This window comes from Haloarcula sediminis (assembly GCF_035656455.1).
Classification (GTDB): domain Archaea; phylum Halobacteriota; class Halobacteria; order Halobacteriales; family Haloarculaceae; genus Haloarcula; species Haloarcula sediminis.
In genome coordinates, this window is sequence record NZ_JAYMGA010000003.1 from 138,250 (window position 1) to 163,210 (window position 24,961).

Sequence of the window (24,961 nt, forward strand, 5' to 3'; positions counted from 1 at the left end):
CCCATCAGCCCCGCCACGTGGGCTGGCCGTGGCTGGTTCGCCCGGTGGCTGTCGGGCTTGGACTGCCCTCCGAGACGGCGCTGACGGCGTAGAAGGTCGCCTCGGGGTCGCCGTTGCGCCGCCAGTGCCACCAGGTCCGGACGAGGAGCCAGAGCCGGCGGCGCCGGGTCAGTTCCGGCGTCTCCGTGAGCACGTCGTAGCCCCGCGAACGGATGAGCCGGTGGTGTTCGGCGTACAGCACCGCCGAAAGCAGGACGGCGAACTGACAGTCCTCGGGCAGATAGCGGATGCCGGCAACCCCCTCCCGGTACAGGTCTTCAGTCCGGGCCAGTTCCTCCTGCATCACCGCGCGGAAGCCGTCGTCGACCTCGGCGTCGGCCAATTGTGCCTCGGTGACGCCGTGGCGCTGTAAGGTCTCCTGTGGGAGATACACCCGACCGTAGTCGTGGATATCCTCGCGGACGTCACGGAGAAAGTTCGAGAGCTGGAACGCTTCGGCGAGCGCCTGAGCGTGGGGAAGCGCGGTGTCGGCCTGTGGCGGGTCCATCACCATCGTCATCATGTTGCCGACGGCGACGGCGGAGCCACGCATGTACTCGCGGAGGTCCTCGAAGGTCTCGTAGCGGGCCTGAGCGATGTCCATCTCCATCCCGTCGACGAAGACGTTCACCTCCTCGTCCGGAATGTTGTGTTTCTCGCGTAGCTCCTGGAACGCCGCGAGCACTTCGCCGTCCGGCATGTCGCCGGGGTCGCGGTTGCCCAGTGCAGCCTCGCGGATCTCCTCTAGCCGCTCGTGCTGGACAGTCGGCGGCGGCCCATCGGGCTGGTCGACGACCTCGTCGGCGACCCGGAAGAAGGCGTACATCACGTACGTCGGGTGGCGAATCCGCTCGGGGAGGAGACGCGTCGCGAGGTGGAACGTCCGACCGGTCTGCTGTTGAATCGACTTGCTGGTGCGGATATTGTCAGATTGCATTATCTCGACGTGGTGGGCTGGTTGTTCGGCGCTCCGTGGCTGTCACGCCGTCCCGAGGCGCGGATGGCGTGTGGAGACGAGCGCGAGCGGGCTGCCCGCAGAGAGGATGACCGCGGCTCGCTCGTGGGACCCGATTGACGCATCGTATGTCCAATATTAGGGCAGGACAGGTTTAAATCACCTGCCAAACTGGTCGGATGGCACTGCATGGCCGACCCGACTCCCCCGCCGACGGCGTCACCACGTCTCGAAGATTGCTTCGAGCAGTTTCCGCTCGCCGGCCCGGAGATGCTGATGGAAGGTCGAGGGGCAGATACCCATCGAGTCGGCCAGTTCCTCGCCGGAGACGTCCCGCGGCCAGTCGAAAAACCCCCCGAGATACCCCTTCCGGAGCGCCGTGAGCTGCCGGTTCGTCAGGCGCTCTTCGAGGTCGCCGAGAAACGCCTGGCGGGAGACCGGCGGCTCGTCGCGTTCCCGGACCGAGAGGAGGTCGGTTCCCGGGTAGTGGTCCCGCACCTGTTCGACGATACTGCGGGTCTCCGTCGTCGAGGGAAGCATGACGGTGAGTCGGGCGTGCTCGGGCGTGACCTCGATGTCGCGCGTCTCGGCCCCGCGGTCGGCGAGCAGCGAGACGACCGGCGGGTCCGAGACAGTGAACTCAAACAGCGCCATCGACTCGGTGGTCGAGACGTGTGTGACGGCGCTGACAGCCGGGTGGTCGGCGGCGACGGCACACACCGTCGAGGGGTCGTCGCTCTCGACCAGGAAGAACATCACCGTCTCCTCGTCGCCGACGACGCTCCCACCGTACTCCAGCCGACAGCCCAGTTCGCGGGCCAGCGAGACGAAAAAGACGTCGTCGTCTTGGATCTGGAGTTCGAGCTCGGTGACGTTGTCGGCGGTCAGCAGCCGGCTGGTCTCGGTGGCGTCGATGGCGGTGGCGACGGCCTGTCCCACGGCGCCGAGTACGGCCCGCTCCCGGGGGTCGAACACGTCGTCGCCGTCGGCGTACACCGTCAGGACGCCGTACAGCGACTCGCCGGCGACCAGCGGCACCGCGGCGAGGCTCTGGGCGTCGGTCAGGGCGGCGTGGTCCGAGCCGACATCGCCCGTGAACTGAATCTCCTCGGTCCGCGCGGCGACGGCTACGGGGTCGTCCGCGTCCAGGGGGATGGCCAGATCAGTCTGGCGGTCGACCGACAGCGCCGCCGGCCGGAGCGTCTCGTCCCGCAGGTCGAACTCCCCGACCCAGACGAAGCGATAGGAGTCGACGGTCGCGAGCCGGTTGACGACCGTCCGCTGGATGTCGGCCCGCGAGTCCGCGCTCATGATATCGTCCATCACGGCGGTGATGAGCCCCTCGACGCGGTCGACGAGATGGCGGAGGTTCGAGCGCTCCGCCTTGAGCTGCTCGCTTCGCCGCTCGGCGGCCAGCTCCGCCAGTTTCCGCTGTGTGATGTCGATGTGTGCGACGACCGCGCTGCCCTCCTCCTCGGGTGGCAGCGGCGCGACCCGCATCAGGAACCACTGTTTCTCGTCCGGCGAGTGACAGGGATACTCCAGCGTGAACAGCTCGCGTTCGCCGGCGATGACTGACTCGATACCCTCGACGGCCCGGCTGGCGTACTCGTCGGCGTCGACGTCGGTCGTCCCGAAGTAGTTGACCCCCTGCATCTCCCCCTCGTCGGCGCTGGCGAACTCCCGCCAGGCGCGGTTCGTAAAGAGAATCGTCCCCTCGTCGTCGAGGACGGCGATATTGATAGGGAGCGTATCGAGCGTCGAGTGGACGAGCGTCTGAGGTGATTGCATGGTCGGCTTTCTGGCCTGTAACAGCCGATGTACAGGGTAGTGCTGCCTATCTGATAAACGTGTGGCTGCCCCAGCGAGTCGCTTGCCCGCTCGGAAAACGATTTATCCTGTCAGCCGCTACCACTGTGTATGTTCGGGTCCCGGCACGGCGGGGAGACGGTGACCTGCATCGCCTGCGGAGAGGAGTGTGCCCGGTCAGACGCCCGCGAATACGACAAGCACGGCGACCGCTGGGACCGGCAGGACAAGTCCTTCGAGTATCTCTGCAAGGCGTGTTTCACGGAGACCTGTCGCCAGCCGCGGGACGGGCTGGAGGCGACGCTGGCGGCGGCCGAGGCCGGCGAGACCGACCGCGAGACCTTCCTGCGGCAGTTCCACGAACTCACTGACGACCGGCAGTAAACCGGGCCGGCGCCGTCCCAAGGGCCGGAGGCGGAGATTCGACGGCGCTCCCGTCCGAACCTGAGAGCGGTGGGACTGTGCCGAGACGGGGCTTTGGCACCGATTGAACGGTTCTGCTACCGACGTTCGCCTCGACGATAGTTATAACATAAACCCAATATCGAGATATAAAATAACCGCGTTCCGGGTGCTCCCCGTTGTGCCCCGTCTTAGAACGGTGTCGCGACGGTTTGTCAGCGACGCTCTCCGGTGTTAGACCCTGCCAGACGAGAAACGTCCGCCACACCGCCGCTACAGCGCGTGGATTCAGCTGTCGGGGTAGAACTCGTCGAACAGGTCCGAGACGCGTCCGGCGATATCGTCCCGGATCTCGCGGACCCGCTCCATGTCCTGCCCGTCGGGGTCGTCAAGCGCCCAGTCGCGGACGTCGACGGTACTCGCGTCGAGTTCCAGGGTCGAACAGCCCATCGTCGCGACCACGTCACAGGATTCGAGTTCCTCGGTCGAGACTTCCCGGGGCGTCCGGTCCGAGAGGTCGATATCGAGTTCCCGCATGACGGTGATTACCTCATCGTGAACGTGGTCGGCGGGCCGTGTGCCGCCGGTCAGTATCTCGACGCGATCTTCGAGACCGCGCCGCTCCCGCTCGCGCTCGGCGAACGCCGTCGACATCTGGCTCCGTCCGGCGTTCTGTACACAGACGAATCCAAACGTCGTTGTCGAGTCGTCGGACATGGCTACTCAATTCGGCGTCCCGGTCATGAGTTCTCGTATTTGGACTACGTTGGCCGCTATATTTCTATATAGTTCGCTCAGCGTCGAGACCCGTCAAGCGCGACGAGCAGTGCGTTCGCCCGTGCGGTCGTCCGATATTTCCGCCACTTCCCGTCTTTCCGTCGGGTCAACAGTCCGGCGTCGGTGAGCTGGGAGAGCGCGTGACTGATGGCGCTGTCGCTGACATCTAACAGCGGTGAGAACTCACAGACACAGAGTTCGTCGTCAGCGACGTGCAGAATACGGACGATTTTGTATCGCGTCTCGTTGGCGAGGGCGGACAACACGCCCACGTCCGCGTCGAGGTCGGGTCCGCCCGCGGCCGCGTCGAGTTCTTCCAGCTCGGCGAGCCGTTCGGCCACCGCCCCCTCGCCACAGCTGCCGCGTTCGTCGGAGAGATACCGCTCTAACCGCTCGGTCGATGACATACAGACAGATTGAGTGGATAGTAAAGTAAGTGTTGTGCAGCGAGTGTCTCCAAACGCGGTATTTGGAACACATACAATTTAGCGTATTCTAAAGCTATCTCGACAACAATTCAAGCGAAGAGCCTGACAGTCCGCTCGGAGCGACGGACAGGCTCGGTTTTGGCGCACGTAGAACGGCGCTAACGCCGCTTTCTGGCGCCCCATGCTGGGTTTTCGAGCTTCAGCGGCCAGTTGTGGACAGCCGACGAGTTGCGTGTCCGACCGAAGAGTTGAAGTACATATGAACAGACGCTAAACTGAAGTCAGTGGAAGTATAGCGAATATGCGAGCCACAATCCGGCCGAACCGGCCGTTCGGTTGAGCGAATATTAGAACTATGACTGAACTCACCCTGTACGAAGAGGCGATGTGTTGTTCCACCGGCGTCTGTGGACCGGACCCGGACGACGAACTCGTCGAGGTCAGCGCGGCTCTCGACCAGCTCGAAGACGAGTTCGACGTCGACGTGACACGTGCGAACATGCAGCACAACATCGACCAGTTCCTGAACACCCAGCGCATCTACGACATGGTCCAGGAGAACGGACCGTCGGTACTCCCGATCACCGTCGTCGACGGTGACATCGTCGCGAAGTCGGAGTATCTCGACTACAACGAGCTCGTCAGCGAAGTGAGCGACCCAGAGACGACCCCCCAAGTCTGAACGATGAGTGCACAAACCGGAGCCAGAGAGATCGTCGAACCGAGCGGCGGAGACACCGAGTTCGTCTTCTTCAGCGGGAAAGGCGGCGTCGGCAAGAGCACCGTCAGCTGTGCCACGGCCACGTGGCTGGCCGACAACGACTACGAGACGCTGCTTGTGACCACCGACCCGGCACCGAACCTCTCGGACATCTTCGAGCAGGACATCGGCCACGAGGTGACCGAAATCGACGACATCGACAACCTCTCGGCCATCGAAATCGACCCCGACACGGCGGCCGAGGAGTACCGCCAGGAGACCATCGAGCCGATGCGGGAACTGCTCGACGACGAGCAGCTCGAAACCATCGAGGAACAGCTCAACAGCCCGTGTGTAGATGAGATAGCCGCCTTCGACAACTTCGTCGACTTCATGCAGAGCCCGGAGTACGACGTGGTCGTCTTCGACACCGCGCCGACCGGCCACACTATCCGGCTGATGGAGCTGCCGTCCGACTGGAACGCCGAGCTGGAGAAGGGCGGCTCGACCTGTATCGGCCCCGCTGCCTCGATGGAGGACAAGAAGGCCCAGTACGAACGGGCCATCGACACGCTACAGGACGACGAGCAGACGACCTTCGCCTTTGTGGGCAAGCCAGAGGACTCCTCGCTCGACGAGATCGAGCGCAGCGCCTCGGACCTCGCTGAACTAGGTATCGAGTCACAGCTGCTCGTCGTCAACGGCTACCTCCCCGAGTCGGTCTGTGAGGACCCCTTCTTCGAGGGGAAACGCGAGGACGAACAGGCGGTCATCGAGCGCGCCAGCGAGGAGTTCGACGCCGACGCCACGGCGACCTATCCGCTCCAGCCCGGCGAAATCGCCGGCCTCGACCTGCTCGCTGACGTCGGTGGCGTCATCTACGACGGCGAGGAAGCAACCGTCGAAGTCGGCTCGGCCACCGACGTCGACACCGACCAGTCGGTCGACGTCGAGGCGCTGGCCGACCCCGAGGCGGTCACAGAGCAGTTGACGCCCGGCGAGGACACCCGGTATCTGTTCTTCACCGGGAAAGGCGGCGTCGGCAAGAGCACCGTCGCCGCGACATCGGCGACGAAGCTCGCCGAAGCCGGCTACGAGACCCTCGTCGTCACGACCGACCCGGCTGCCCACCTCGAAGACATCTTCGGCGAGCCGGTCGGGCACGAGCCCACGTCGGTGAGTCAGGCGAACCTCGACGCGGCCCGCATCGACCAAGAGAAAGCCCTCGAAGAGTACCGCGAGCAGGTCCTGACCCACGTGCGGGAGATGTATGCGGACAAGGAGGACACCGAACTGAACGTCGAGGCGGCCATCGCCAACGTCGAGGAGGAGCTGGAGTCGCCGTGTGCCGAGGAGATGGCCGCCTTAGAGAAGTTCGTGAGCTACTTCCAAGAGGACGGCTACGACATCGTCGTCTTCGACACCGCGCCGACCGGTCACACGCTCCGGCTGCTCGAACTGCCTTCCGACTGGAAGGGATTCATGGACCTCGGCTCGCTGACGAAGGGGGCCGCACCCGCGAAGGGCGACCAGTACGACGAGGTCATCGAGACGATGCAGGACCCCGAGCGCAGTTCCTTCGCCTTTGTCATGTATCCGGAGTTCACGCCGATGATGGAGGCCTATCGCGCGGCCGAGGACCTCAAAGACCAGGTCGGCATCGAGACGGCCTTCGTCGTCGCGAACTACCTGCTGCCCGAGGCGTACGGCGACAACGCGTTCTTCGCGAACCGGCGGGCCCAGCAGGAGAAGTATCTCGGCGAGATCAAGGACCGCTTCGAGACGCCGATGATGTGTGCGCCGCTTCGCCGTGACGAGCCAGTCGGACTGGACGAACTGCGCGCGTTCGGCGACGAGATTACCGGACTTTCGGATCTGAAAAAGCGGGAAGAGGAGGTGACCATCTCATGAGCGAAATCCAATCCAGTGAGGCGGCAGTCGAGGAGCAACTCCGAACGTTCATGGAGACGTTGACCGATTCCGAGACCTATCAGGAGTTCGTCGAGGCCAGTGAGGCACTCGAAGCAGACTCGGAGGCGTCGGCGCTAGTCCGGGAGTTCCAGCAGAAGCAACAGCGGATGCAACGGGGCGGCTTCGACCAGTCGGTCATGAGCGAACTTCAGGATCTCCAGTCGGAGATGGACGACAACGAGACGATCCAGCGCCACCGCGAGGCACAGAAAGCGCTCGTCGAACTCCTCCAGGAGACAAACGACGTGATAAGCGAGCAGATCGGTCGGGAGTTCGCCCAGTCGATGGGGGGTGGGTGCTGTTGAGCACCACTGACGAGGACGTGCTGGCGGCCGCCGAAGCGCTCGGCGAGGAACTGGCGGCGATGGAGTCCGAGGCGACCGACTTCGAGTTCGAGACGGTACTGATGCAGTGCAACGAAGCCATCAGCGAGGAGACCGGGATACAGTACGGTGACGCCTGCGGCGCCGGCGGGAGCTGTTGAGACGGCCTGCTGTCGCGTTCCGTCATAGTGCCGGCCGGCTCTATCCGCATATATAGTTAACAATAGCGGAAAGTCCCATATAGAGTCGGACTGTCATCGGTATATCCCTATTATAAATCGCTTTAGTAACACCTCGCCTTCGCTCAGGTGATGACGCAGGACCCACAGCGGCTCTCTGACAGCATTTCACGACGAAAGTTCATCGCGGCGGCCGGCGTCGCCGGGGCCGGTGCAGTGGCCGGCTGTTCGACCGGTGAGAGCTCGGGTGAGGGGACACCCTCGGGCGCGACCAGTGCGCTGCAGTCCGGCGGTTCCTCGACGGTGTATCCCATCATGAACTCGGCGGCGTCGTACTGGAGCGCCAACCGACCCGCCAGCGACACCGAGTACTGGCCCCACGGCGAGTACGACATCGACACGGAGAAGAACCTCGCCGATTACTGGGCCGGCCTCTACGGCTTCGAGGCCAAGGACGGCGGCGACCCGCCCTTCGAGTTCACCGTCGGCCTCTCCCACTCCGGCACCGGCGTCGAGAAGGTGATGAACGGCCAGCACGACATCGGCAACTCCAGCGGGAACGTCGAGGACGAGCTCCCCGACCGTGACTCCTACGACCAGTTCGTCGACCACGTGGTCGGCGTCGACGGCCAGCCGCTCGTGGTCTCCCAGGAGATCGCCGACTCCGGCGTCTCCCAGATAACGGGCCAGCAGCTCAAGGATCTCTACAAGGGCCGCATCACCAACTGGAGCGAACTCGGCGGTCCGGACCGCGAGGTGCAGGTCCTCGCCCGCGTCAAGGGCTCGGGTACCCGGACTTCCTTCGTCTCGAACGTCTTTGGCAACCCCGAGGAAGACACCACGGTCGCCAACCGCTACGGCCAGAACCAGCGCCTCGCCGAGGCCATCGCACAGGCCGACAACGCCATCAGCTACCTCGCGCTCGCGTTCATCAACACGGACGGCCTGGCCCCCATCGCCCTGGAGTGGGAGGGGACGACCTACGCCTACCAGGACGACCAGAACGGGCTGGACTCGACGGAGTATCCGCTCTCGCGTGACCTGCACTGTTACACCTGGGAGGGTACCTCGAAGAAGGAAGCCGCAGTCATCAACATGGTCCTCAACGACTTCGGCCAGGACACCTTCGTCGGGCCGAACAACTACTTCAAGCTCGGCTCGCGCCGCCAGCAGGAAGAGCTCGACAAGCTCCCCGACCAGACCCCGGTCTAACGCCGCGAGCACTGTCGTGTGGCCGCTGCCACTTGCTTTTCATACAACTACATGATACAAGACGTAGGAGAAAACGTTCGAGAGACACTGCTGGGACGGGACACGACCGAGGGGGCGCCAGTAGCCGTCGGCGCGTCGGCGACACTGCTCGTCGCGACTATCGTCGCCTTTCTGGCGTGGCCGGCCCTCGCGCTCCCGATGGTCGGGGCGTTCTGCTTTGTGACCGCGCTGGGCTGGCTCCGGTTCCAGGCCGAGATCGCTCGCTTCCTGACGCTGGTCGCGACGCTGCTGACGGTGTTGACGGTCGCGTTCATCACTGTCTTCCTGTTTCTGAGCGCGCTGCCGGCCGTTCGGGAACACGGACTGGGACTGCTGTTGATTCCCATCCAGAACGGGGACCCCCGGTGGTTCTTCTGGCTGGAGACGGTGTTGCCGGCCGACACCACCTACTGGAACCCCTCCTCGGGGGCGTACTCGCTGATACCGATGATATGGGCGACGGCCGTCGTCACCGTCATCGCCGGCGCCGTCGCCGGGCCGCTCGGCCTCTTTGGCGCGCTGTTCATCGCCGAGGTCGCAAGCGACGGAGTTCGGGAGCTCGTAAAGCCCGGCGTGGAGGTGCTTGCCGGTATCCCCTCCATCGTCTATGGCTTCATCGGCTTCCAGGTGCTGAACGGCTTCATCCAGACGGCCTTCCTGGACGACGGTGCGAGCTTCCTCATCGCGGGGCTCGTCGTCGGCGTGATGGCCCTCCCGACCGTGGTCTCGGTCGGGGAGGACGCTCTCTCCAGCGTGCCCGACTCGATGGGTGATGGCTCTATCGCGATGGGCGCGACCAGCTGGCAGACGATGCAGAGCATCTCCATCCCGGCGGCCTTCTCGGGCATCTCGGCGGGGCTCATCCTCGGGCTGGGGCGGGCCATCGGCGAGACGATGGCCGTCGCCGCCATCATGGCGTCGGGGACGCAGTTCGCGAACCCGCTTTTCGACGTCTTCGACGCCAACGCGACGCTCACGAGTCTCATCGCGACCCAGTACGGCAGCGCCTCCGAGAGCACCCAGACCGTGCTCTTCGTCGCCGGCGTCATGCTGTTCGTCATCGTCGCCGGGATGAGCGTCATCTCGCTGACGATCGAGCGCCGCATGAAAGCCAAACTCCGGGGGCAAACATGAGCGAGGCCTACGAAACTCAGAACAGCCTGGTCAACACCGAGTCGAGCGGGTACGACCGGGCCCTCGACGGGACTATCGCCCTTGGCATCGTCGGCTTCCTCCTCGGACTGTTGACGCTGATAGACCTCGTCCCGCTCGCCAGCCGCGGCGCGGCGCTGGCCGAGACGCTCGCGACACTGCTTGTCGTCGCCGCCGGCGGTGTCGGGTTGGTCGGCCTGTCGTCGTGGGCGAACGTCACCCCCATCGAGTCACAGCGCGTACGCGGAGTCGCGAGCGGGCTGCTCGTCGCCCTGCTGGGCCTGACGGTGGCCGCCTACGTCGTCCCGGTCACCCTCGCGACCCTGCTCGGCGGGCTCTTGCTCGTCGAGGCCGTCGCCGTGGCCACGGCCGGCGTCGTCTCGAACCTCGGCCTCGTCGACACCGAGCCGAACACGAGCGCCGGCCTGCTTGCCGGTCTGGCCTTTGGCACCTTCGGGCTGGTGCTCGGGGCGGTCCTGGGCGGGACGCTCGTCGGCTTCGGCGGCGTCCTGTGGGCGCTCACGGCGCTGCTCGCCGGCGTCGGGCTGTTCGCGCTGGCGATTCTCCCGCGCGAAGACCTCGGCTCGACGCTCCCCGCCACCGTCGTCGTCGGGGCGCTTGGCGCCACTGTCGCCACCGCGACCATCGGGGTCGGCTGGCAGTGGAACCCCGCGGCGGTCTCGGGCGGGTTCACCGGCGGGGCCGTCATCCCCGTGTTCCTCCTCTTTGGGACCATCGTCGCCTCGTGGTCGGCCGCGAAGTGCCGGGCCGGCTTCGGCGCCCGCGGTCGGGAGTACGGGGCCTTCCTCGTCATCAACCTCAACGCCATCCTGATGGTGGCCATCATGGCGACCATCGTCGTGTTCGTCACCATCAAGGGCGTCGGCTTCGCCTTCCACGGCGCGACTATCGGCGCGCTGTCGGGGCTCGTGTTGCTCTCGCCGGTCCTCGTTCTCGCCGTGCGGACGGCACGCACGCCCGCCGGCGGCGAGGACTGGCACACCGGTGCGCGACAGCTGTTCCGCCTGCTTCCCCTCGCCGTGGTCGGCTCGGTCGCGGCGCTGCTCGCGACCGTGCTCGCCACCGGCGAGGCGCTGGACTACGCCTACACCTACACTGTCTTGCAGAACCGTGAGTCGGTCGTCCTCGACACCCAGATAGCCGTCACGCCCGATACGACCGTCGGCTCGCTGGTGCTCGTACTCCCGGCACTCCTGCTCTTTACCTACTTCTTCCGGCAGTACGGCTCGCTGCGTGACGTGGGGAGCGAGTTCGAGCGCGCCGAAGCGGTCCGCCGCCGGCTCCCGCTGGCTATCGCGGCCGTCGTGGCCCTGACGGTGCTCCTCGTCGTGACCGGCCCGTCACCCGGCGGCCTCCCGGTGGGGCTGGTCGTCGGCCTCGCCGCCGTCAGTTCCGGGTCGGCCGTCGCCGTCGGGCTCGCGGCCCTGCCACTGGCCGGGCTCCTGGTCGGTGACGGGCCGCTCGCCGAGCGGGCAATCGACCGCGCGAGGCTGTTTACCCTCTCCGTCTTCGGCGGGCTCGCTCTGCTCGCAGCAGTCACGGTGTTGCAGGGGCCCGCGATGGTCGCCCCCGCAGTGCTCGGGCGCGGCATCGTCCCGCTCGCGGCACTCGTCGGGGCCGTCGCCACCGGGGCGACGGCGGGACTGCTCGCGTCCGCGAAACGCGGCACCGACGAGCCACTCACCCGCCGGCTGCTGGGCGAGGAACTCGCACTGAGCCTCGCGGCGACGGCCGGCTACCTCGCCTTGCTCGGTGGCCACGTCGCGCTGACGAAGCAGGACTTCTCGCTCGGAATCGCCATCGCCAACGCCGGCTCGCTGTCGCTGCCGATGGCGATGGAGCCCTACATCCCGCTGGGGGCCGAACCGGGCGGTATATTCCCGGCCATCGTCGGGACGGTGTGGCTCGTCGTCGGCGCCACGATGTTCGCGGTGCCGCTGGGCGTCGGCGCGGCCGTCTTCCTCACCGAGTACGCCGAACAGGGCCGCCTGACGGCGGTCGTCGAGGTGGCGACCAACGCGCTCTGGTCCACGCCGAGTATCGTCTTCGGCCTGTTCGGTGCGACCTTCCTCATCCCCCGCATCGGCGGCGACGAGTCGCTGCTTGCGGGGATGCTCGTGTTGGGCTTTATGCTCTTGCCGCTGGTGCTTATCACCTCGCGGGAGGCTATCAAGTCCGTCCCCGACGAGTACCGCGACGCCAGCGCCGCGCTGGGTGTCAGCCAGTGGGAGACGATTCGAAGCGTCGTCCTGCCGGCGGCGATGCCCGGCGTCATCACCGGGGTCATCCTCGGCGTCGGTCGCATCGCCGGCGAGACGGCCCCGCTGATTCTGGTGCTCGGTTCCACGCTGAACTCGACGGCGGCCGTCGAGGTGCTGAACGGGTTCCAGTTCACCACCACGCCCCCGTTCGTCGCCAACGAGGCGCTGCTGTCGGCGTCGGCGTCGCTGCCCACGCAGGTGTGGGCGGTCATCGCGGCCGGTGTCAGCGGCTCCCCCTCGATGGGGTGGGCGACGGCGTTCATCCTGCTTGCCGTCGTACTGACCTTCTATGCCGTCGGTATCACCGCGCGAACCTACTTCCGGAGGAAGCTGAACTATGAGTAACGCAATCAACGACGACGACCAGGAGGAACAGACCGCCGCGGGCGGCGTCGACATCGACGCCGGCAGCGTCACGACCAGCGGTGAGAGCGAGGAGGAGGTCCGCGAGGAGTGGACTGACTATCGCTTCGACGGCGAGACGAAGCTCTCCGTGCGCGACCTCGATGTCTGGTACGGCGACGACCACGCGCTGAAGGGCGTCTCGATGGACATCCCCGAAAACAGCGTCACCGCCCTCATCGGACCCTCCGGCTGTGGGAAGTCGACGTTCCTGCGGTGTCTCAACCGCATGAACGACCGCATCAAGTCGGCCCGCATCGACGGCTCCGTCGAACTGGAGGGGACCGAGATATACGACGCCAACGCCAACCTCGTCGAGCTGCGCAAACGCATCGGGATGGTGTTCCAGTCGCCCAACCCCTTCCCCAAGTCCATCCGGGAGAACATCTCCTACGGCCCGCGGAAACACGGCGACATCGAGAAGGGGCTGCTCGCGCGACTGTTCGGCCGGGACGACACCGAGCAGGAGGCCGAACTCGTCGAGCGCTGTCTGAAGCAGGCGGCGCTGTGGGACGAGGTAGAAAACCGACTGGACGACAACGCCCTGGGGCTGTCGGGCGGCCAGCAACAGCGGCTCTGTATCGCCCGCTGTCTGGCCGTCGACCCCGAAGTCATCCTGATGGATGAACCGGCCTCGGCGCTTGACCCCATCGCCACCTCGAAGATAGAGGACCTCGTCGAGACCCTCTCGGAGGAGTACACGGTCGTCATCGTCACCCACAACATGCAACAGGCCGCCCGCATCTCCGACCAGACCGCCGTCTTCCTCACGGGCGGGGAGCTGGTGGAGTTCGACGACACCGACAAAATCTTCGAGAACCCCGAGAGCCAGCGCGTCGAGGACTACATCACCGGCAAGTTCGGGTAAGGATGGAGACCCGCAAGATTCAGCAGGTCGGCGGCGGCACCTACACCGTCTCCCTACCAAAAGAGTGGGCCGACAAAGCCGATATCGAACCCGGCGCGGCCGTCGCCCTGCATACCCACATCGACGGGACACTCGTCGTCCAGACCGGGCCCGAGAGCGGCGAGAGCACCACGCCGCTGTCGCTGTCCGTCGGCGACGCCGACCCCGAGTGTCTGGCTCACACGCTCCGGGCCGCCTACGCCGCCGGCATCGACGCGGTCGAACTGTCCGCCAGAGCGGCGTTCACCGATGACCAGCGCCGGAAAGTCGAGCGTATCACCCGCGACCTGACCGGGGTCACCGTCACCGAATCCGACCCCGAGCGGATGCGGGTCCGCTCGCTGCTCGACGCCGACGAGGTCTCTATCCCGCAGTCGGTCCGACAGCTGCAGTTCACCGCGCTGTCGGCCCACCGGGACGCGACGGCCGCCGTGACCGGCCCCACGACCGTCGAAGACCCCGACGTGCGCGACGACCAGGCCGACCGGCTGTACTCCATGGTCGACCGGTACTTCCAGCAGGGGCTTGACTCGCTGTCGGTGATGGACGCGCTGGGACTGACCCAACCGGCCCTGTTCGTCCACTGGGTCACCGCCCGCGAACTCGAACGGGTCGCCGACCACGCCCAGCGCATCGCCGTCGTCGCGAACCGCCTCGACACGCCCGCCGATGGCGAGCTGGCCGAGGCGTTCGACGAGCTGGCCGACCGGAGTCGAACCGTCGTTCGCGAGGCGGTCGGCGGCATCGTCGACGGCGCCGACGCCACGGCGGTCCAGACGGTGTTTGGCGACTGTGACCGCCTCCGGGCGGACCTCGACGCGCTGGACCGGCGGCTGTTCGAGACGGACGACGCCCCGTATCGTCTCACAAACGCCGTCGACGCGCTCGGCCGGACCACGGACAGCGCCGAGAGCATCGCCACGCTCGCGCTGCGGTCGCTACTGCGGGAACGGACCGCCGCCGACGGGCCACTGACCGTCGGCGACGGGGTCGACACCTGAGCCTATCGGGCGGACCGCGCCGCGGCGACGATAGCCTGCCCGTACGCGATGCCCCCATCGCCGGGCGGGACGGCGTCGGGCGTGAGGTACGTGTGTCCCGCGTCCGTGACGACTTCACGAAGGTGACGGGAGATAGCGTCGTTGTACGCGACGCCGCCGGTGAACCCGACCCTCGACACGCCACGGTCCTCGGCGGCCGCCACCGCGAGCGTACCGAGCCCGCGGGCCAGGGCGGCCTGTGCCGTCGCCGCCACGTCGGCCGCCGACCGGTCCGACAGCAGCTCGGCGAGCGCCGAGACCAGTGCCTGCGTATCGACGACGCGGCGGCCGTCGCTGGTTCGGTACGGAACGTCTATCGGCTGGGCGGTGCCGTCCGCGGCGAGCGCTTCGAGGCGCTGGGCGGGCTCGCCTTCGTAGGTCCGCCTGTCGCAGGCCCCGACCAGCGCACTCACCGCGTCGAGCACCCGACCCGCGCTCGTGGACGTTGGCGCGTTGACCGCTTTCTCGGCCTGCTGGCGGACTATCTCGGCCTCCGCCCGTGAGTCGACGGCCCCGGTCTCGACCAGTCGGTCGTCGACGAGTTCGGGGGTATCGAGCAGCCCGGCCAGCACGCGCGCCGGGTACTCGATGGCCGCCGTCCCGCCCGGGAGCGAGAACGGGGCCAGCCCGCCGACCCGCTCGAACGCCGAGTACCGCACGTCGAGCACCTCGCCACCCCAGACGGTCCCGTCCGGGCCGTAGCCGGTGCCGTCCGCGGTCACGACGACCGCCCGCTCGACGCCGTGTTCGGCACACAGCCCGGCCGCGTGTGCGTGGTGGTGCTGGACGGCGACCGGACCGTCCAGCCCGTCGTCCACGTACCGCTCGGCCTCGGCGGTCGTCAGGAAGTCGGGGTGTCGGTCGCAGGCGACTATCCGGGGGTCGATGTCGGTGAGAGTACACAGGTGCTCGACCGCGTCGCGGTGAAACGAGCGGGCGGCCGGGCCGTCGACATCGCCGAGGTGCTGGGAGAGGACCACCCCGTCGCCGGTCGCGATGGCGACCGTCGCGTCCCGCTCGGGTCCCAGCGCCAGTACGGGCGGGGCCTCGTCGGCCGCCGGGTTCGGGAGGGTCGCGGGCGTCCAGCCCCGGGAGCGGCGAACGAACCGCCGGTCCCCGTCGACGAGCCGGACCACGCTGTCGTCACACCGGGCGACTATCTCGCGGTCGTGGCCGAGGACGCCGTCGATCACCCCGTCGAGCCGCGACCACACCGCCTCGGCCGTCGTACACATCGGTTCCCCGGGCCGGTTCGCGCTGGTCATCACGAGCGGCCCGGAGACGTGGTCGAACAGAAGGTGATGGAGGCCGGCGTAGGGCAACATCACGCCGAGCGTCTCCAGCCCCGGCGCGACCGCGTCGAGCCACGGCGCCTCGACGGCCTGCTCGACCAGGACGATGGGGCGACGGATGTCGGTGAGCGCGTCGGCTTCGGCGTCGTCGACCCGCGCGAACTCCCGGAGGCTGTCGAGGCCCGGCGCCATGCACGCGAACGGTTTGGCGGGCCGCCCGGTGCGTTCCCGGAGCGACGCGACGACCGCCGGGTCAGTCGCGTCACAGACGAGGTGGAACCCGCCGATGCCTTTGACGGCAATAATTTCGCCGTCCGCCAGTTCGCTCCCGGCCCGCCGGAGCGCGTCGCCGCCGGTCGTCGCCGGACTACCCCCGACCTCGTACCGGAGCGTCGGCCCGCAGTCGGGGCAGGCGGTGGTCTGTGCGTGGTAGCGCCGGTCGGTCGGCGTCTCGTAGCGCTCGCGACACGCCCCACACAGCGGGAACTCGGCCATCGACGTGCGGCTCCGGTCGTAGGGAAGCTCCCGGACGGCGGTAAACCGCGGGCCGCAGTCGACACAGGCCGTCGCCCAGTAGCCGTGATATGGCGAGTCCGGGTCCCGGACGTCGTCGAGACACGCGTCACAGATGCCCGTGTCCGGCGGGACGGGCACGTCGACCGCGCCGCCCGCGTCGGCGTCAGAGTCGCGAATCTCGAAGGCGTCGGCCCCGCGTGGCTCGCCCCACTCGACCGCCACCGACTCGACGCTCGCGAGCGGCGGCGGGTCGTCCCGCACGGCCGAGACAACGCGCTCGACCGCAGCCCAGGGCCCCTCGAAGGCGGCTTCGACGGTCCCGCCCGCGTTGCGGACGTAGCCCGTCACGCCGGCCTCGACCGCCGTGCGGTAGACGAACGGCCGGAAGCCGACCCCCTGGACGGTCCCGGAGACGCGGGCCGTCGCTCGGACACGGTCTCCCATCGTCAGTCGTGCGCGTGGCCGTGAGCGTGTCCGTCGGCCCGGACGCCGGCCAGGAAATCCGCGAGGTCGTCGACGCCCTCGTCGTCCCGGGCGTTCGTCCGGAACACGTCCATACCGGGCGCGACCTCACTCACGTCGGCCGCCATCCGGTCGATGTCGGCGCCCACAGCCTCAGCGATGTCGGCCTTGTTGACGACCGCGGCATCACAGGCCTCGAACAGCAGCGGGTGTTTGCGCACCACGTCGTCGCCTTCGGTGGTGCTCACGACGAGGACCCGCGCCTGCGCGCCAAGCGGGAAGTCGGCCGGACAGACCATGTTCCCGACGTTCTCTACGTACAGCCGGTCCAGTTCGTCGAGGTCGAACTCGTCGACGGCCTCGCCCAACAGCCCGGGGTCGAGGTGACACTCCTTCCCGGTCGTGACGTTCGCGACCGAGACGCCGAGTTCGCGAAACCGGCTCGCGTCGTCGTCGCCGGCCACGTCGCCGACGACGACGCCGATGGACTCGTCGTCGGGCGCGCGCTCGATGAGCCGCTCTACGAGCGTGGTCTTGCCGCTGCCGGTCGCGCCCAGGAACTCGACGACGGCGACGCCGTGGTCGTGGACGACGCGCTCGTGGAGCGCCCGCGCCCGCTCGCGGAACTGCGCGAGCACGTCGTCGGCGGTGTCCGCGTCGGCCGAATCGCCGTGGTCGTGCCCGAAGCGGTGGGCGCGGGCCGTCGGCGAGCGCCGTGACTGCCCGAACAGGGCCGCCAGTAACCGGTCGATTGGCGTCCGATGCGTCCGTATCGCTGTGGGTGCTGTCATGGTGAGTCCTCCGCTGTAGCGGTCGCGTCAGCGTCGTCCGGAACGGTGACGGCGGTCAGGTGACACTCCTTGCCGCGGACGAACTCGGTCCGCGCGCCACACGCCGGACAGCGGGCCGTCGGCACGACGGCCGCGGTTCCCTCGAATTCGGGCGGCTCGCCCTCCCAACCGCAGTCACAGGCGGCCCGCGGGGCGACGGTCTCGATGTCGACTGTGGCGTCCGCCGCAACCGTCGCCTCCGCGACCGTTTCGAGGCAGAGCCGCAACTGGTCGGGGTTGACGTGGGTCGCCGCGCCGAGTTCGACCGTCACGGCGTCGACACGCTCGGCGTCGTGTTCGGCCGCGACCTCGCCGGCCCGGTCGAGCAGTGCCCGTGCGACGCTGAGTTCGTGCATGCTCAACAGATCCGCGGGAGCTGTTCGCCCTCCGGTTCGCTCAGGTAGCGCCGGCCGAACCCGGTGTCGAGGACGACCCGGCCGGCGTTGTCCTCGGTTACCTCGCCGATGACGGCGGCGTCGGCCCCCATCTGCGTCGTTCGGATGGCCTCGACGACGGCGTCGGCGTCGGCCGCATCGACCCCGAAGACAACCTTCCCCTCGTTGGCCACGTCGAAGGGGTCGATGCCAAGCAGTTCGCCGGCCGCCGCGACCGAGTCCCGGACCGGGATCGCCGTCTCGTCGACCGTCGCGCCGACGCCGGCCTTCCGGACCATCTCGTTGAGCGCGGTCGCGAGCCCGCCCCGCGTCGGGTCTTTCATCGCGGTGACGGTCCCCGCGTCGAGGGCGGCGGCGACGGCGTCGTTGACCGGCGCCACGTCGCTTTCGAGGTCGCCGTCGATGTCGAACCCCTCGCGCTCGGCCAGTAGCGTGATACCGTGGTCGCCGACCGGCCCCGAGAGGACGAGCGCATCGCCCGGCGAGATCCCGGCGTCGGGGACGTGCTCTCCCCGCGGGACGACGCCGACCCCGGTCGTGTTGATGACGATACCGTCGATTTCGCCGCTGCCCATCACCTTCGTGTCGCCGGTCGTGACGGCACAGCCGGCTTCCTCGCAGGCGGCCTCCATCGAGTCGAGGATTCCCTCCAGCAGGTCGACGGACGTGCCCGCCTCGACGACGAGCGAGCAGGTGAGCGCGAGCGGCTCGGTCGCGCCCATGACGGCGAGGTCGTTGACCGTCCCCGCGACGGCCAGCCGGCCGATGTCGCCGCCCGGGAAGGAAAGCGGCGAGACGACGTGGCTGTCGGTCGTGACGACCACCGACCGGTCGCCGAGTTCGTGGACGGCCCCGTCGTCGAGCGCACCGAGGCCGACTGCGAGGTCCCCGTCAGCGTCGCCGCCAAATCGGGAGAGGACGCTCTCTTCGAGGAACTCACGGGTCTTCCCGGTGCCCGAGCCGTGGGCGACCGTCACAGTCTCGCCGTCGCTCATAGGTCCGGTTGCCCCCCGTACTCGTGGGCTATCTTGCAGGTGCCCTCGTCGGAGACCATACACGCCCCGACCGGGTTCGACGGCGTACACTCCTCGCCGAAGAGCTCACACCCCTCGGGCGAGGCCGTCCCGGCCATGATGTCGCCACAGATACAGTCCTCGGTGAGCGGGTCGCCCGCGCCGTCGACGGGCTCCACGTCGAACTGCCGGCGGGCGCTGTGGGCCGCATACTCCTCGCTCAGGACGAAGTTGGCGTCGGGGATGTCCGCGATGCCGCGCCACTCGCCGGTCGTGCGCTCGAACACCTCGTCGATGGCGCCCATCGCCGCCTCGTTGCCCGCCCGCGAGACGCCGCGCGGGTAGGCGTTTTCGAGCCCGCTCTCGCCCGCCTCGACGAACTCGAGGATGGCCCGGACGCCGTAGAGCACGTCGACCGGCTCGAAGCCGCCGACGACCACCGGGAGGTCGTACTCCTCGACGAACTCCTCGAAGAGGCCGTACCCGGTGATGGTCGCGGCGTGGCCGGCTGCGAGAAAGGCGTCGACGTCGGTGTCGGGCATCTCCGCGACGACCTCCATCGCCGGCGGGACGTACTTGTGTGCCGAGAGGACGTAGAAGTTCTCGGGCGGGTCGGCCTGCAGGACGGCCGCCGTCGGCGCGGCCGTGGTCTCGAAGCCGGTCGCGAAGAAGACCACGTCCCCGTCGGTCTCCTCGGCGAGATCGACCGCCTCGCTGGCGCTGTAGACGACCTCGACCGGGGCGCCCTCGGACTTTGCGTCCGCGAGGCTCTTGACGGTGCCCGGCACGCGGAACATGTCGCCGTAGGTCGCGACGGTCTTGCCGTCTTCCGCAAGCGCCACCGCCTCGTCGACCTCTGGCATGTTCGTCACGCAGACCGGACAGCCCGGCCCCATCGTCACCGAGAGGTCGTCGGGGAGCATGCTCCGCAGCCCGAACTTGGCGATGACCTGCTCGTGGCTCCCACAGACGTGCATTATCTCTATGGGCTCGCCGATTCGCTCCATCCGGGCGGCGATGTCGTCGGCGAGTTCCTCTGCCACCTCCGGGTCGCGGAACTTCAGCTCCTCAGCGCCCGCACCGTCAGTCGTCATCGCTCTCACCCGGGGCCTTGGCGTCCGGTTCGTCGCCGAGGTCGATGTCCGCGCCGCGTGGCGCGCCGATCTCGTCGAGCGCCTCGTCGACGTCGTCGCCGAACAGCGACTCGTAGATGGCCATCGTCTCCTCGACCTCGCGGTCTGGAATCTTCCGGATGGCGAAGCCGGCGTGGTTGAGGATGTGGTCGCCGACCTCGACGGCGTCGCCGACCACGTCCAGGCGGACCCGTCGCTCGACGCCCCAGAAGTCGGCGACGGCCTCGTGGCCGTCTATCTCCGTGACCTCGCCGGGCACGCCGAGACACATCAGGAGTCACCCCCGTCAAGACCCGCCTGGGTACCGACGAGTTCCGGGTCACCCGAGAGCAGCCGGTCGGGCCGGAAATGCCCCTTGACGTGGTGCCCGTCGGCCTCGTGGTCGTCGATGGCTTCCTTGTCTATCTGTTCCTCGCAGTCGGTGCAGTACCAGTTTCCGTTCATACTGACGTGAGTCGGGTTTCGATGCGCGAGACGAGGTCGGGCAGCGCCGCCGCGACCGTCTCGGACAGTTCGGCACTCGGTTCGAGCCGCTCGGGGACGACGCCGACGAGCACGACCTCCTCGGGGAGGTCGTAGGCGGCGTCGCCGACAGCGAGCGCGTCGCTGAAGCTGAAATCGTGCATCGTGACCTCCGGGGCTTCCTCGGGGCCGTCGCCGAGGCGGAACTCGCGGATGGTTCCCGGCTCCTCATCGAGGGCCAGCGCGTCGACGACGACGGCCCGGTCGGCCCCGCTCATCGCCTCCAGAGCCAGAAACGCGGTCGTTCCGGCGTGGGTGGCGGTCACGCCGCCGGGGAGCGTGCGGTCCTGCAGGCGCTCGACGGCGTGGTAGCCGACGCCGTCGTCGCCCATGACCATGCTCCCGACGCCGACGACGGCCTGTTCGACGGCGACCGCCTCACCGCTCGTCGTCATCGTCCTCCCCGAGAACGTAGGCGTCCATGTCGCCAAACACCATCGACCGGAGCGTCTCCCGGTTGCTCGGCAGGACGGCGAAGTAGACGTGGCCGACGACCATGGCGACGACGAGGAAGAACGTCAGCAGGTGTATCTGTTTCAGGAGGACGATGTTCAGCCACCCGTCCAGAAAGCCAAGCAGGTCGACCCACCAGACCGGGTCCGTCCGCATCTCCCGGTACATGCCGAAGCCGGTCAGTGCGAGCACGCCGAACAGGATCGACACCCACCAGAAGAACGTCTTCTGCATCGGGTGGTAGGCGACCCAGTCACCGTCTTCCTCGTCGTATGCCTGGCGCGCCTCGTGGTAGCCCGGGATGTAGGACTTCAGGCCGACGAAGGCCTGGCCGACCCGCAGGGCCACGCGGATGTCGGAGAGTTCGGCCAGCTGGCGGTGGCCGTCGACGTAGACGTGATACATCGGGAACAGGACGAAAAGAAACGCCATGAGCAGGATGCCGGCCCACATGTGCATCCCGAACGCGAGGTAGTAGCCGTCCCAGGGGACGACGTTGAGCGGGCCGTAGGTCCCCGTCCAGATGGCGTAGCCGGTCCCCATCAGGACGAACATCAACAGCGCCTGGGTCCAGTGGGAGATTCGCGCCCCGAGGCCGTGGCGCTCGACGGTCACCCGGCCTTTCAGCGCCTGCACCCGGCTGTATCGGTCGTCGGCGTCCTCCGGCGGCGCGAGCACCGAGTTGACGAACGAGACCAGCCGCTGGCGCGGGCCGGTCGCCTCGTCGCCGGCCCCCGGGCCGGACTCCGAGGCCGTCATGGGTCGTCGACCTCCTCGCCGGCGATGGGCGTGTCGCTGGCGGCCCCGATGGCGCTGCCCGGCGACGCCGGCGTGATCTCTTCTGTGTAGCTTTCCTCGGGGCTCTCGACGTGGACCGCACAGGCCAGACACGGGTCGAACGACCGGACCGTCCGCATCACGTTGATGGGGTTTTCCACGTCGTCGACGGCCATCCCCTCGACGGCCGTCTCGAAGATGCTCGGCGTCCCCGACTCGTCCCGCGGGCCGAGGTTCCACAGCGTCGGCGTGATTATCTGGTAGTTGGTGATGGTGCCGTCCTCGACTTTCACCCAGTGAGAGAGCGCGCCGCGGGAGGCCTCCCAGAGGCCGACGCCCTCGCCGCTGAAGTCGTCGCTCCAGCCGTTGTTGACCGTCCCGTTCGGGTCGATGTCGTCGAGAACGTCCAGAATCTGGTCGCGGAGGAGGAGCGACTCCTGGGCGCGGGCGATGAGCCGGTTGAGCGTGCTGCTTTTGGTCGGGTCACCCCCCAGGTTCGCCCGGAGGTCAAAGGGGTCCCGGTCCGAGACGATCAGCCGCGCGAGCGAGCCCGTCTCCATGTTCATCCCGTCGTACCGCGGGGCCTTCCCCCAGGAGTAGGCGCCCTCTTTCTCGGGCTCGGGCTTGGGCGGAGACTCCTCCATCGGCGGCCCGCCCGAGTCGTCCGTGTACCACGAGTGGGCAGTACTCTCGGTGATGGCCGCCTGTATCTCCTCGTCGCTGGGGTGGGAGAGCTCGCCGTCGACGTAGACGCCCGACGGGACCTGGTCCTCGCCGTTCTCGTCGGGATAGATGCCGTTGCAGTAGTACCGGCCGGGCCCGACCCCGAAGTCGTCGGCGCCGGCCTCCTTGGCGGCGAGGAGGATGGATACGATGTCGTGGAGCCCCTCGCCCAGCGAGGCGTCGAACTCGTCGTTGCGGACGTTCTCGATGACCTCCGGCACCGCGTCGGTCGGGCCGAGCCAGTCGCTGACGAACTCGACCTGGTCGCGTATCTGCTGGAGTTTCTCGATAGTGGGGTTCGAGGACATCCCGCCCGGCGCGTACGTGAGCGGGTGGGGCGCCTTCCCGCCGAACTCGGCAAAGCCCTGAAGCAGTTTCCGCTGGGCCTCCAGGGCGGCCGTGTACCCCTCGCCCTCCATGGGGTCGATGCGGGTCAGCCCCGTGTCGGCGACGGCGTCGCTGTAGTCCGGCCCGACGAGGGCGAACATGTGGACCGCGTGGTTCCACAGGGTCGCCATGCGTTCGAGCAGGTTCCGCATCTTCCGTGCGGTCTCGGGAATGCCGTCGAAGACGCCGGCGTTTCTGGCGGCGTTCTCGATGGCCAGCAGCGACGTCTGGCGGTGGACGCTGAAACAGACGCCACAGACGCGCTGTGTGAACACCGGCGCGTCCGACGGCGGCCGGTTCAACACGACAAGCTCCATGCCCCGGAACATGTCCATGTGGCTTTTCGCCTCGGTCACCTCGCCGTTCTCGACGTTGAGCGTCGTGCTGTGGTGACCTTCGATACGGGTCGTCGGGTCGATTTCTATTTCGGGCATCGGTCAGTCCTCCGTGTCCTCCGAGTTGCAGCCACAGCCGCTGCCACAGCCACACCCGTCCGTCCTGGGCGGCTGGTCGTTCTCCGCCGCGCCTTCGGCCGGTGGCTCGTCGGTGTCGCCGTACCCCATCCCTTTCCGGGCGGCGTGGGCCCCGATGCCCGCGACCGTCGCGCCGACGGCGGCCTTGCCGGCCGTTTCGATGTCGGTCATCAGCAGGCCCTGTTGCTCGATGGGTTCGTAGAACGGCGTCATGTTGTCCCAAAAGCCCGGTTCCATACAGCCGATACACGGCGCGCCGACGTTCCGACAGACGCTGGTCCCGTCGTTCCAGAGGCGGACGGAGTCGTCACAGTGACAGTACGGCCCCTTGCAGCCGACGGTGTAGAGGCACTTCTCGGAGTCCTCGCCGACGTGGTCGACGAACTCGCCGCGGTCGAAGTAGCCACGGCGCGAACACTGGTCGTGGACGAGCGGCCCGTAGAACGCCTCGGGCCGGTTGAACTCGTCGAGCTCGGGGGTGTGTCCGTTCAGCAGCGTGGCGACGGTCAGCAGGACGTAATCGGGGTGTGTCATACAGCCCGGGACGTTGATGACCGGCAGCCCGGCCCCCGAGGTGAAGTCGGGGCCGAGGACGCCCTGATCGCCCTGCTGGTGGGTGTACTGGACGCCCTTCGCGCCGGTGACGTTCGTGTCTAGCCACGGGCCCTCCTCGGGGTCGTCCATGACGGCCGGCGCGCCGTTCTCGGCAGACTGCCAGCCGCCGTAGCAGGCACAGGTTCCGATACCCATGACGTACTCGGCCTCGGGTGCGAGCTCTTTCACCCAGTCGACGATGGGCTTGCGGCGCCCCCGCTCGTCCCGGCCGAACGTCGCCGCGGAGGGAATCTTCGTCGGAATCGCCCCCTCTATCATCAGGATGTCCGGCGAGTCGCTCATCGCGTCGATGGCCGCCTGCCCGGTTTCGGCCATCAGCTCTGGGTGGTAGGTCACGTCCAGTTTGAACTCGGAGACCGCCTCTTCGAGGCTCGGCGACGTCCCCTGCAGCGTGGACATCGTACACGCCGAACAGGTCTGTCCCTGCAGCCAGACGACCTCCTTCGAGCCGTTCGTCGCGCGGTTCAGCGCTGTCGCGACATCCGAACTGTACTGGGTAATGACAGAGCCAGCGGCGGCCGTTCCGACGAGCTGTAAGAAGTTCCGACGTGTCGTCCCTGACCCGTCTCCCGATACATCAGACTGAGCCATGTTCGGATGCTAACATGGTCAATTAATAAACCTAGTAACGAGTTCCGAGAAACTGAGAACGGTGCGGCGAAACAAAAATTATAAATATTTTTTCGACGGTATCGGCGGCGACATTGCCTAACGGGGCGGGCCGTATCATCGCGAACGGCGAAACACGCGTCA

At 67.5% G+C, this 24,961-nt stretch carries 25 protein-coding genes; 10 read left to right on the forward strand and 15 right to left on the reverse strand.

What is annotated here, in order from left to right; translation table 11 throughout:
- Positions 1-4: 4 nt before the first annotated feature.
- Positions 5-976 carry a phytoene/squalene synthase family protein gene (locus VJ162_RS07370; protein WP_324663391.1) on the reverse strand — a complete coding sequence of 324 codons (972 nt, stop codon included), beginning with the start codon at positions 974-976 and terminating at the stop codon, positions 5-7.
- Positions 977-1,213: 237 nt separating this feature from the next.
- Complete coding sequence (locus VJ162_RS07375; protein WP_324663392.1) at positions 1,214-2,785, reverse strand: bacterio-opsin activator domain-containing protein; 1,572 nt, start codon at positions 2,783-2,785, stop codon at positions 1,214-1,216.
- 129 nt (positions 2,786-2,914) lie between these two features.
- Between VJ162_RS07375 and VJ162_RS07380 the strand changes: the two genes are divergently transcribed.
- The gene (locus VJ162_RS07380) at positions 2,915-3,187 is read left to right on the forward strand and encodes a DUF7562 family protein (protein ID WP_324663393.1); all 273 of its coding nucleotides are present in this window, start codon (positions 2,915-2,917) and stop codon (positions 3,185-3,187) included.
- A gap of 306 nt (positions 3,188-3,493) precedes the next feature.
- Here VJ162_RS07380 and VJ162_RS07385 read toward each other — a convergent pair whose 3' ends face one another.
- Complete coding sequence (locus VJ162_RS07385) at positions 3,494-3,922, reverse strand: low molecular weight phosphatase family protein (RefSeq protein ID WP_324663395.1); 429 nt, start codon at positions 3,920-3,922, stop codon at positions 3,494-3,496.
- Positions 3,923-3,999: 77 nt separating this feature from the next.
- Positions 4,000-4,389, reverse strand: a complete 390-nt coding sequence (locus VJ162_RS07390) for an ArsR/SmtB family transcription factor (RefSeq protein ID WP_324663396.1) — start codon at positions 4,387-4,389, stop codon at positions 4,000-4,002.
- 376 nt (positions 4,390-4,765) lie between these two features.
- Here VJ162_RS07390 and arsD point away from each other — a divergent pair, with 376 nt between their 5' ends.
- From arsD to VJ162_RS07435, 9 genes are all read left to right on the forward strand, one after another.
- Positions 4,766-5,092 (forward strand): arsenite efflux transporter metallochaperone ArsD, encoded by a 327-nt coding sequence (arsD, locus tag VJ162_RS07395; protein WP_324663398.1) that lies wholly within the window; start codon positions 4,766-4,768, stop codon positions 5,090-5,092.
- A 3-nt stretch (positions 5,093-5,095) separates the two neighbouring features.
- The gene (gene arsA, locus VJ162_RS07400; protein ID WP_324663400.1) at positions 5,096-7,021 is read left to right on the forward strand and encodes an arsenical pump-driving ATPase; all 1,926 of its coding nucleotides are present in this window, start codon (positions 5,096-5,098) and stop codon (positions 7,019-7,021) included.
- Positions 7,018-7,386, forward strand: a complete 369-nt coding sequence (hcsL, locus tag VJ162_RS07405; RefSeq protein ID WP_324663401.1) for a halo-CC-star protein HcsL — start codon at positions 7,018-7,020, stop codon at positions 7,384-7,386. Before arsA ends, hcsL begins: the two co-directional genes overlap by 4 nt.
- Positions 7,377-7,565, forward strand: a complete 189-nt coding sequence (gene hcsS, locus VJ162_RS07410) for a halo-CC-star protein HcsS (RefSeq protein ID WP_324663402.1) — start codon at positions 7,377-7,379, stop codon at positions 7,563-7,565. Before hcsL ends, hcsS begins: the two co-directional genes overlap by 10 nt.
- A gap of 150 nt (positions 7,566-7,715) precedes the next feature.
- Entirely contained in the window at positions 7,716-8,795 is a 1,080-nt protein-coding gene (locus VJ162_RS07415) for a substrate-binding domain-containing protein (RefSeq protein ID WP_324663403.1), read from the forward strand.
- A gap of 51 nt (positions 8,796-8,846) precedes the next feature.
- Positions 8,847-9,968, forward strand: coding sequence for a phosphate ABC transporter permease subunit PstC (gene pstC, locus VJ162_RS07420; protein ID WP_324663404.1), 1,122 nt, complete (start codon positions 8,847-8,849; stop codon positions 9,966-9,968).
- Positions 9,965-12,613 carry a phosphate ABC transporter permease PstA gene (gene pstA / locus VJ162_RS07425; protein WP_324663405.1) on the forward strand — a complete coding sequence of 883 codons (2,649 nt, stop codon included), beginning with the start codon at positions 9,965-9,967 and terminating at the stop codon, positions 12,611-12,613. The genes pstC and pstA overlap by 4 nt, the downstream gene beginning before the upstream one ends.
- Positions 12,606-13,538: a phosphate ABC transporter ATP-binding protein PstB gene (pstB, locus tag VJ162_RS07430; RefSeq protein ID WP_324663406.1), complete on the forward strand. Its 933-nt coding sequence runs from the start codon at positions 12,606-12,608 to the stop codon at positions 13,536-13,538. Before pstA ends, pstB begins: the two co-directional genes overlap by 8 nt.
- Before the next feature lie 2 nt (positions 13,539-13,540).
- Complete coding sequence (locus tag VJ162_RS07435) at positions 13,541-14,578, forward strand: phosphate uptake regulator PhoU (protein WP_324663407.1); 1,038 nt, start codon at positions 13,541-13,543, stop codon at positions 14,576-14,578.
- 2 nt (positions 14,579-14,580) lie between these two features.
- On the opposite strand, the gene hypF is transcribed toward VJ162_RS07435, so the two are convergent.
- From hypF to VJ162_RS07490, 11 genes are read right to left on the reverse strand one after another with little or no spacing between them, the layout of a single operon-like run.
- A complete protein-coding gene (hypF, locus tag VJ162_RS07440; protein WP_324663408.1) occupies positions 14,581-16,869 on the reverse strand; it encodes a carbamoyltransferase HypF in 2,289 nt (762 codons plus the stop codon).
- Positions 16,870-16,871: 2 nt separating this feature from the next.
- Positions 16,872-17,678, reverse strand: a complete 807-nt coding sequence (gene hypB, locus VJ162_RS07445; protein ID WP_324663409.1) for a hydrogenase nickel incorporation protein HypB — start codon at positions 17,676-17,678, stop codon at positions 16,872-16,874.
- Positions 17,675-18,073 carry a hydrogenase maturation nickel metallochaperone HypA/HybF gene (locus VJ162_RS07450; RefSeq protein ID WP_324663410.1) on the reverse strand — a complete coding sequence of 133 codons (399 nt, stop codon included), beginning with the start codon at positions 18,071-18,073 and terminating at the stop codon, positions 17,675-17,677. The genes hypB and VJ162_RS07450 overlap by 4 nt, the downstream gene beginning before the upstream one ends.
- A gap of 2 nt (positions 18,074-18,075) precedes the next feature.
- Entirely contained in the window at positions 18,076-19,107 is a 1,032-nt protein-coding gene (gene hypE / locus VJ162_RS07455) for a hydrogenase expression/formation protein HypE (protein WP_324663412.1), read from the reverse strand.
- A complete protein-coding gene (gene hypD / locus VJ162_RS07460; protein ID WP_324663414.1) occupies positions 19,104-20,219 on the reverse strand; it encodes a hydrogenase formation protein HypD in 1,116 nt (371 codons plus the stop codon). Before hypD ends, hypE begins: the two co-directional genes overlap by 4 nt.
- Positions 20,209-20,529 (reverse strand): HypC/HybG/HupF family hydrogenase formation chaperone, encoded by a 321-nt coding sequence (locus VJ162_RS07465; protein ID WP_324663415.1) that lies wholly within the window; start codon positions 20,527-20,529, stop codon positions 20,209-20,211. The genes hypD and VJ162_RS07465 overlap by 11 nt, the downstream gene beginning before the upstream one ends.
- Positions 20,529-20,702, reverse strand: a complete 174-nt coding sequence (locus tag VJ162_RS07470; RefSeq protein WP_324663416.1) for a hypothetical protein — start codon at positions 20,700-20,702, stop codon at positions 20,529-20,531. The genes VJ162_RS07465 and VJ162_RS07470 overlap by 1 nt, the downstream gene beginning before the upstream one ends.
- A complete protein-coding gene (locus VJ162_RS07475; protein WP_324663417.1) occupies positions 20,699-21,175 on the reverse strand; it encodes a hydrogenase maturation protease in 477 nt (158 codons plus the stop codon). Before VJ162_RS07475 ends, VJ162_RS07470 begins: the two co-directional genes overlap by 4 nt.
- On the reverse strand, positions 21,159-21,992 hold the full coding sequence (locus VJ162_RS07480; protein WP_324663419.1) for a cytochrome b/b6 domain-containing protein: 834 nt from the start codon (positions 21,990-21,992) through the stop codon (positions 21,159-21,161). Before VJ162_RS07480 ends, VJ162_RS07475 begins: the two co-directional genes overlap by 17 nt.
- Positions 21,989-23,554 carry a nickel-dependent hydrogenase large subunit gene (locus VJ162_RS07485; protein ID WP_324663420.1) on the reverse strand — a complete coding sequence of 522 codons (1,566 nt, stop codon included), beginning with the start codon at positions 23,552-23,554 and terminating at the stop codon, positions 21,989-21,991. Before VJ162_RS07485 ends, VJ162_RS07480 begins: the two co-directional genes overlap by 4 nt.
- Positions 23,555-23,557: 3 nt before the next feature.
- Positions 23,558-24,799, reverse strand: coding sequence for a hydrogenase small subunit (locus VJ162_RS07490; RefSeq protein ID WP_324663421.1), 1,242 nt, complete (start codon positions 24,797-24,799; stop codon positions 23,558-23,560).
- Positions 24,800-24,961 lie beyond the last annotated feature (162 nt).

What these genes read in the sequence shown, in the direction of transcription:
- VJ162_RS07370 (WP_324663391.1), bottom strand. Translation starts at nt 976, where the DNA reads ATGCAATCTGACAATATCCGCACCAGCAAGTCGATTCAACAGCAGACC.
- VJ162_RS07375 (WP_324663392.1), bottom strand. Translation starts at nt 2,785, where the DNA reads ATGCAATCACCTCAGACGCTCGTCCACTCGACGCTCGATACGCTCCCT.
- VJ162_RS07380 (WP_324663393.1), top strand. Translation starts at nt 2,915, where the DNA reads ATGTTCGGGTCCCGGCACGGCGGGGAGACGGTGACCTGCATCGCCTGC.
- VJ162_RS07385 (WP_324663395.1), bottom strand. Translation starts at nt 3,922, where the DNA reads ATGTCCGACGACTCGACAACGACGTTTGGATTCGTCTGTGTACAGAAC.
- VJ162_RS07390 (WP_324663396.1), bottom strand. Translation starts at nt 4,389, where the DNA reads ATGTCATCGACCGAGCGGTTAGAGCGGTATCTCTCCGACGAACGCGGC.
- arsD (WP_324663398.1), top strand. Translation starts at nt 4,766, where the DNA reads ATGACTGAACTCACCCTGTACGAAGAGGCGATGTGTTGTTCCACCGGC.
- arsA (WP_324663400.1), top strand. Translation starts at nt 5,096, where the DNA reads ATGAGTGCACAAACCGGAGCCAGAGAGATCGTCGAACCGAGCGGCGGA.
- hcsL (WP_324663401.1), top strand. Translation starts at nt 7,018, where the DNA reads ATGAGCGAAATCCAATCCAGTGAGGCGGCAGTCGAGGAGCAACTCCGA.
- VJ162_RS07415 (WP_324663403.1), top strand. Translation starts at nt 7,716, where the DNA reads ATGACGCAGGACCCACAGCGGCTCTCTGACAGCATTTCACGACGAAAG.
- pstC (WP_324663404.1), top strand. Translation starts at nt 8,847, where the DNA reads ATGATACAAGACGTAGGAGAAAACGTTCGAGAGACACTGCTGGGACGG.
- pstA (WP_324663405.1), top strand. Translation starts at nt 9,965, where the DNA reads ATGAGCGAGGCCTACGAAACTCAGAACAGCCTGGTCAACACCGAGTCG.
- pstB (WP_324663406.1), top strand. Translation starts at nt 12,606, where the DNA reads ATGAGTAACGCAATCAACGACGACGACCAGGAGGAACAGACCGCCGCG.
- VJ162_RS07435 (WP_324663407.1), top strand. Translation starts at nt 13,541, where the DNA reads ATGGAGACCCGCAAGATTCAGCAGGTCGGCGGCGGCACCTACACCGTC.
- hypF (WP_324663408.1), bottom strand. Translation starts at nt 16,869, where the DNA reads ATGGGAGACCGTGTCCGAGCGACGGCCCGCGTCTCCGGGACCGTCCAG.
- hypB (WP_324663409.1), bottom strand. Translation starts at nt 17,678, where the DNA reads ATGACAGCACCCACAGCGATACGGACGCATCGGACGCCAATCGACCGG.
- VJ162_RS07450 (WP_324663410.1), bottom strand. Translation starts at nt 18,073, where the DNA reads ATGCACGAACTCAGCGTCGCACGGGCACTGCTCGACCGGGCCGGCGAG.
- hypE (WP_324663412.1), bottom strand. Translation starts at nt 19,107, where the DNA reads ATGAGCGACGGCGAGACTGTGACGGTCGCCCACGGCTCGGGCACCGGG.
- hypD (WP_324663414.1), bottom strand. Translation starts at nt 20,219, where the DNA reads ATGACGACTGACGGTGCGGGCGCTGAGGAGCTGAAGTTCCGCGACCCG.
- VJ162_RS07465 (WP_324663415.1), bottom strand. Translation starts at nt 20,529, where the DNA reads ATGTGTCTCGGCGTGCCCGGCGAGGTCACGGAGATAGACGGCCACGAG.
- VJ162_RS07470 (WP_324663416.1), bottom strand. Translation starts at nt 20,702, where the DNA reads ATGAACGGAAACTGGTACTGCACCGACTGCGAGGAACAGATAGACAAG.
- VJ162_RS07475 (WP_324663417.1), bottom strand. Translation starts at nt 21,175, where the DNA reads ATGACGACGAGCGGTGAGGCGGTCGCCGTCGAACAGGCCGTCGTCGGC.
- VJ162_RS07480 (WP_324663419.1), bottom strand. Translation starts at nt 21,992, where the DNA reads ATGACGGCCTCGGAGTCCGGCCCGGGGGCCGGCGACGAGGCGACCGGC.
- VJ162_RS07485 (WP_324663420.1), bottom strand. Translation starts at nt 23,554, where the DNA reads ATGCCCGAAATAGAAATCGACCCGACGACCCGTATCGAAGGTCACCAC.
- VJ162_RS07490 (WP_324663421.1), bottom strand. Translation starts at nt 24,799, where the DNA reads ATGGCTCAGTCTGATGTATCGGGAGACGGGTCAGGGACGACACGTCGG.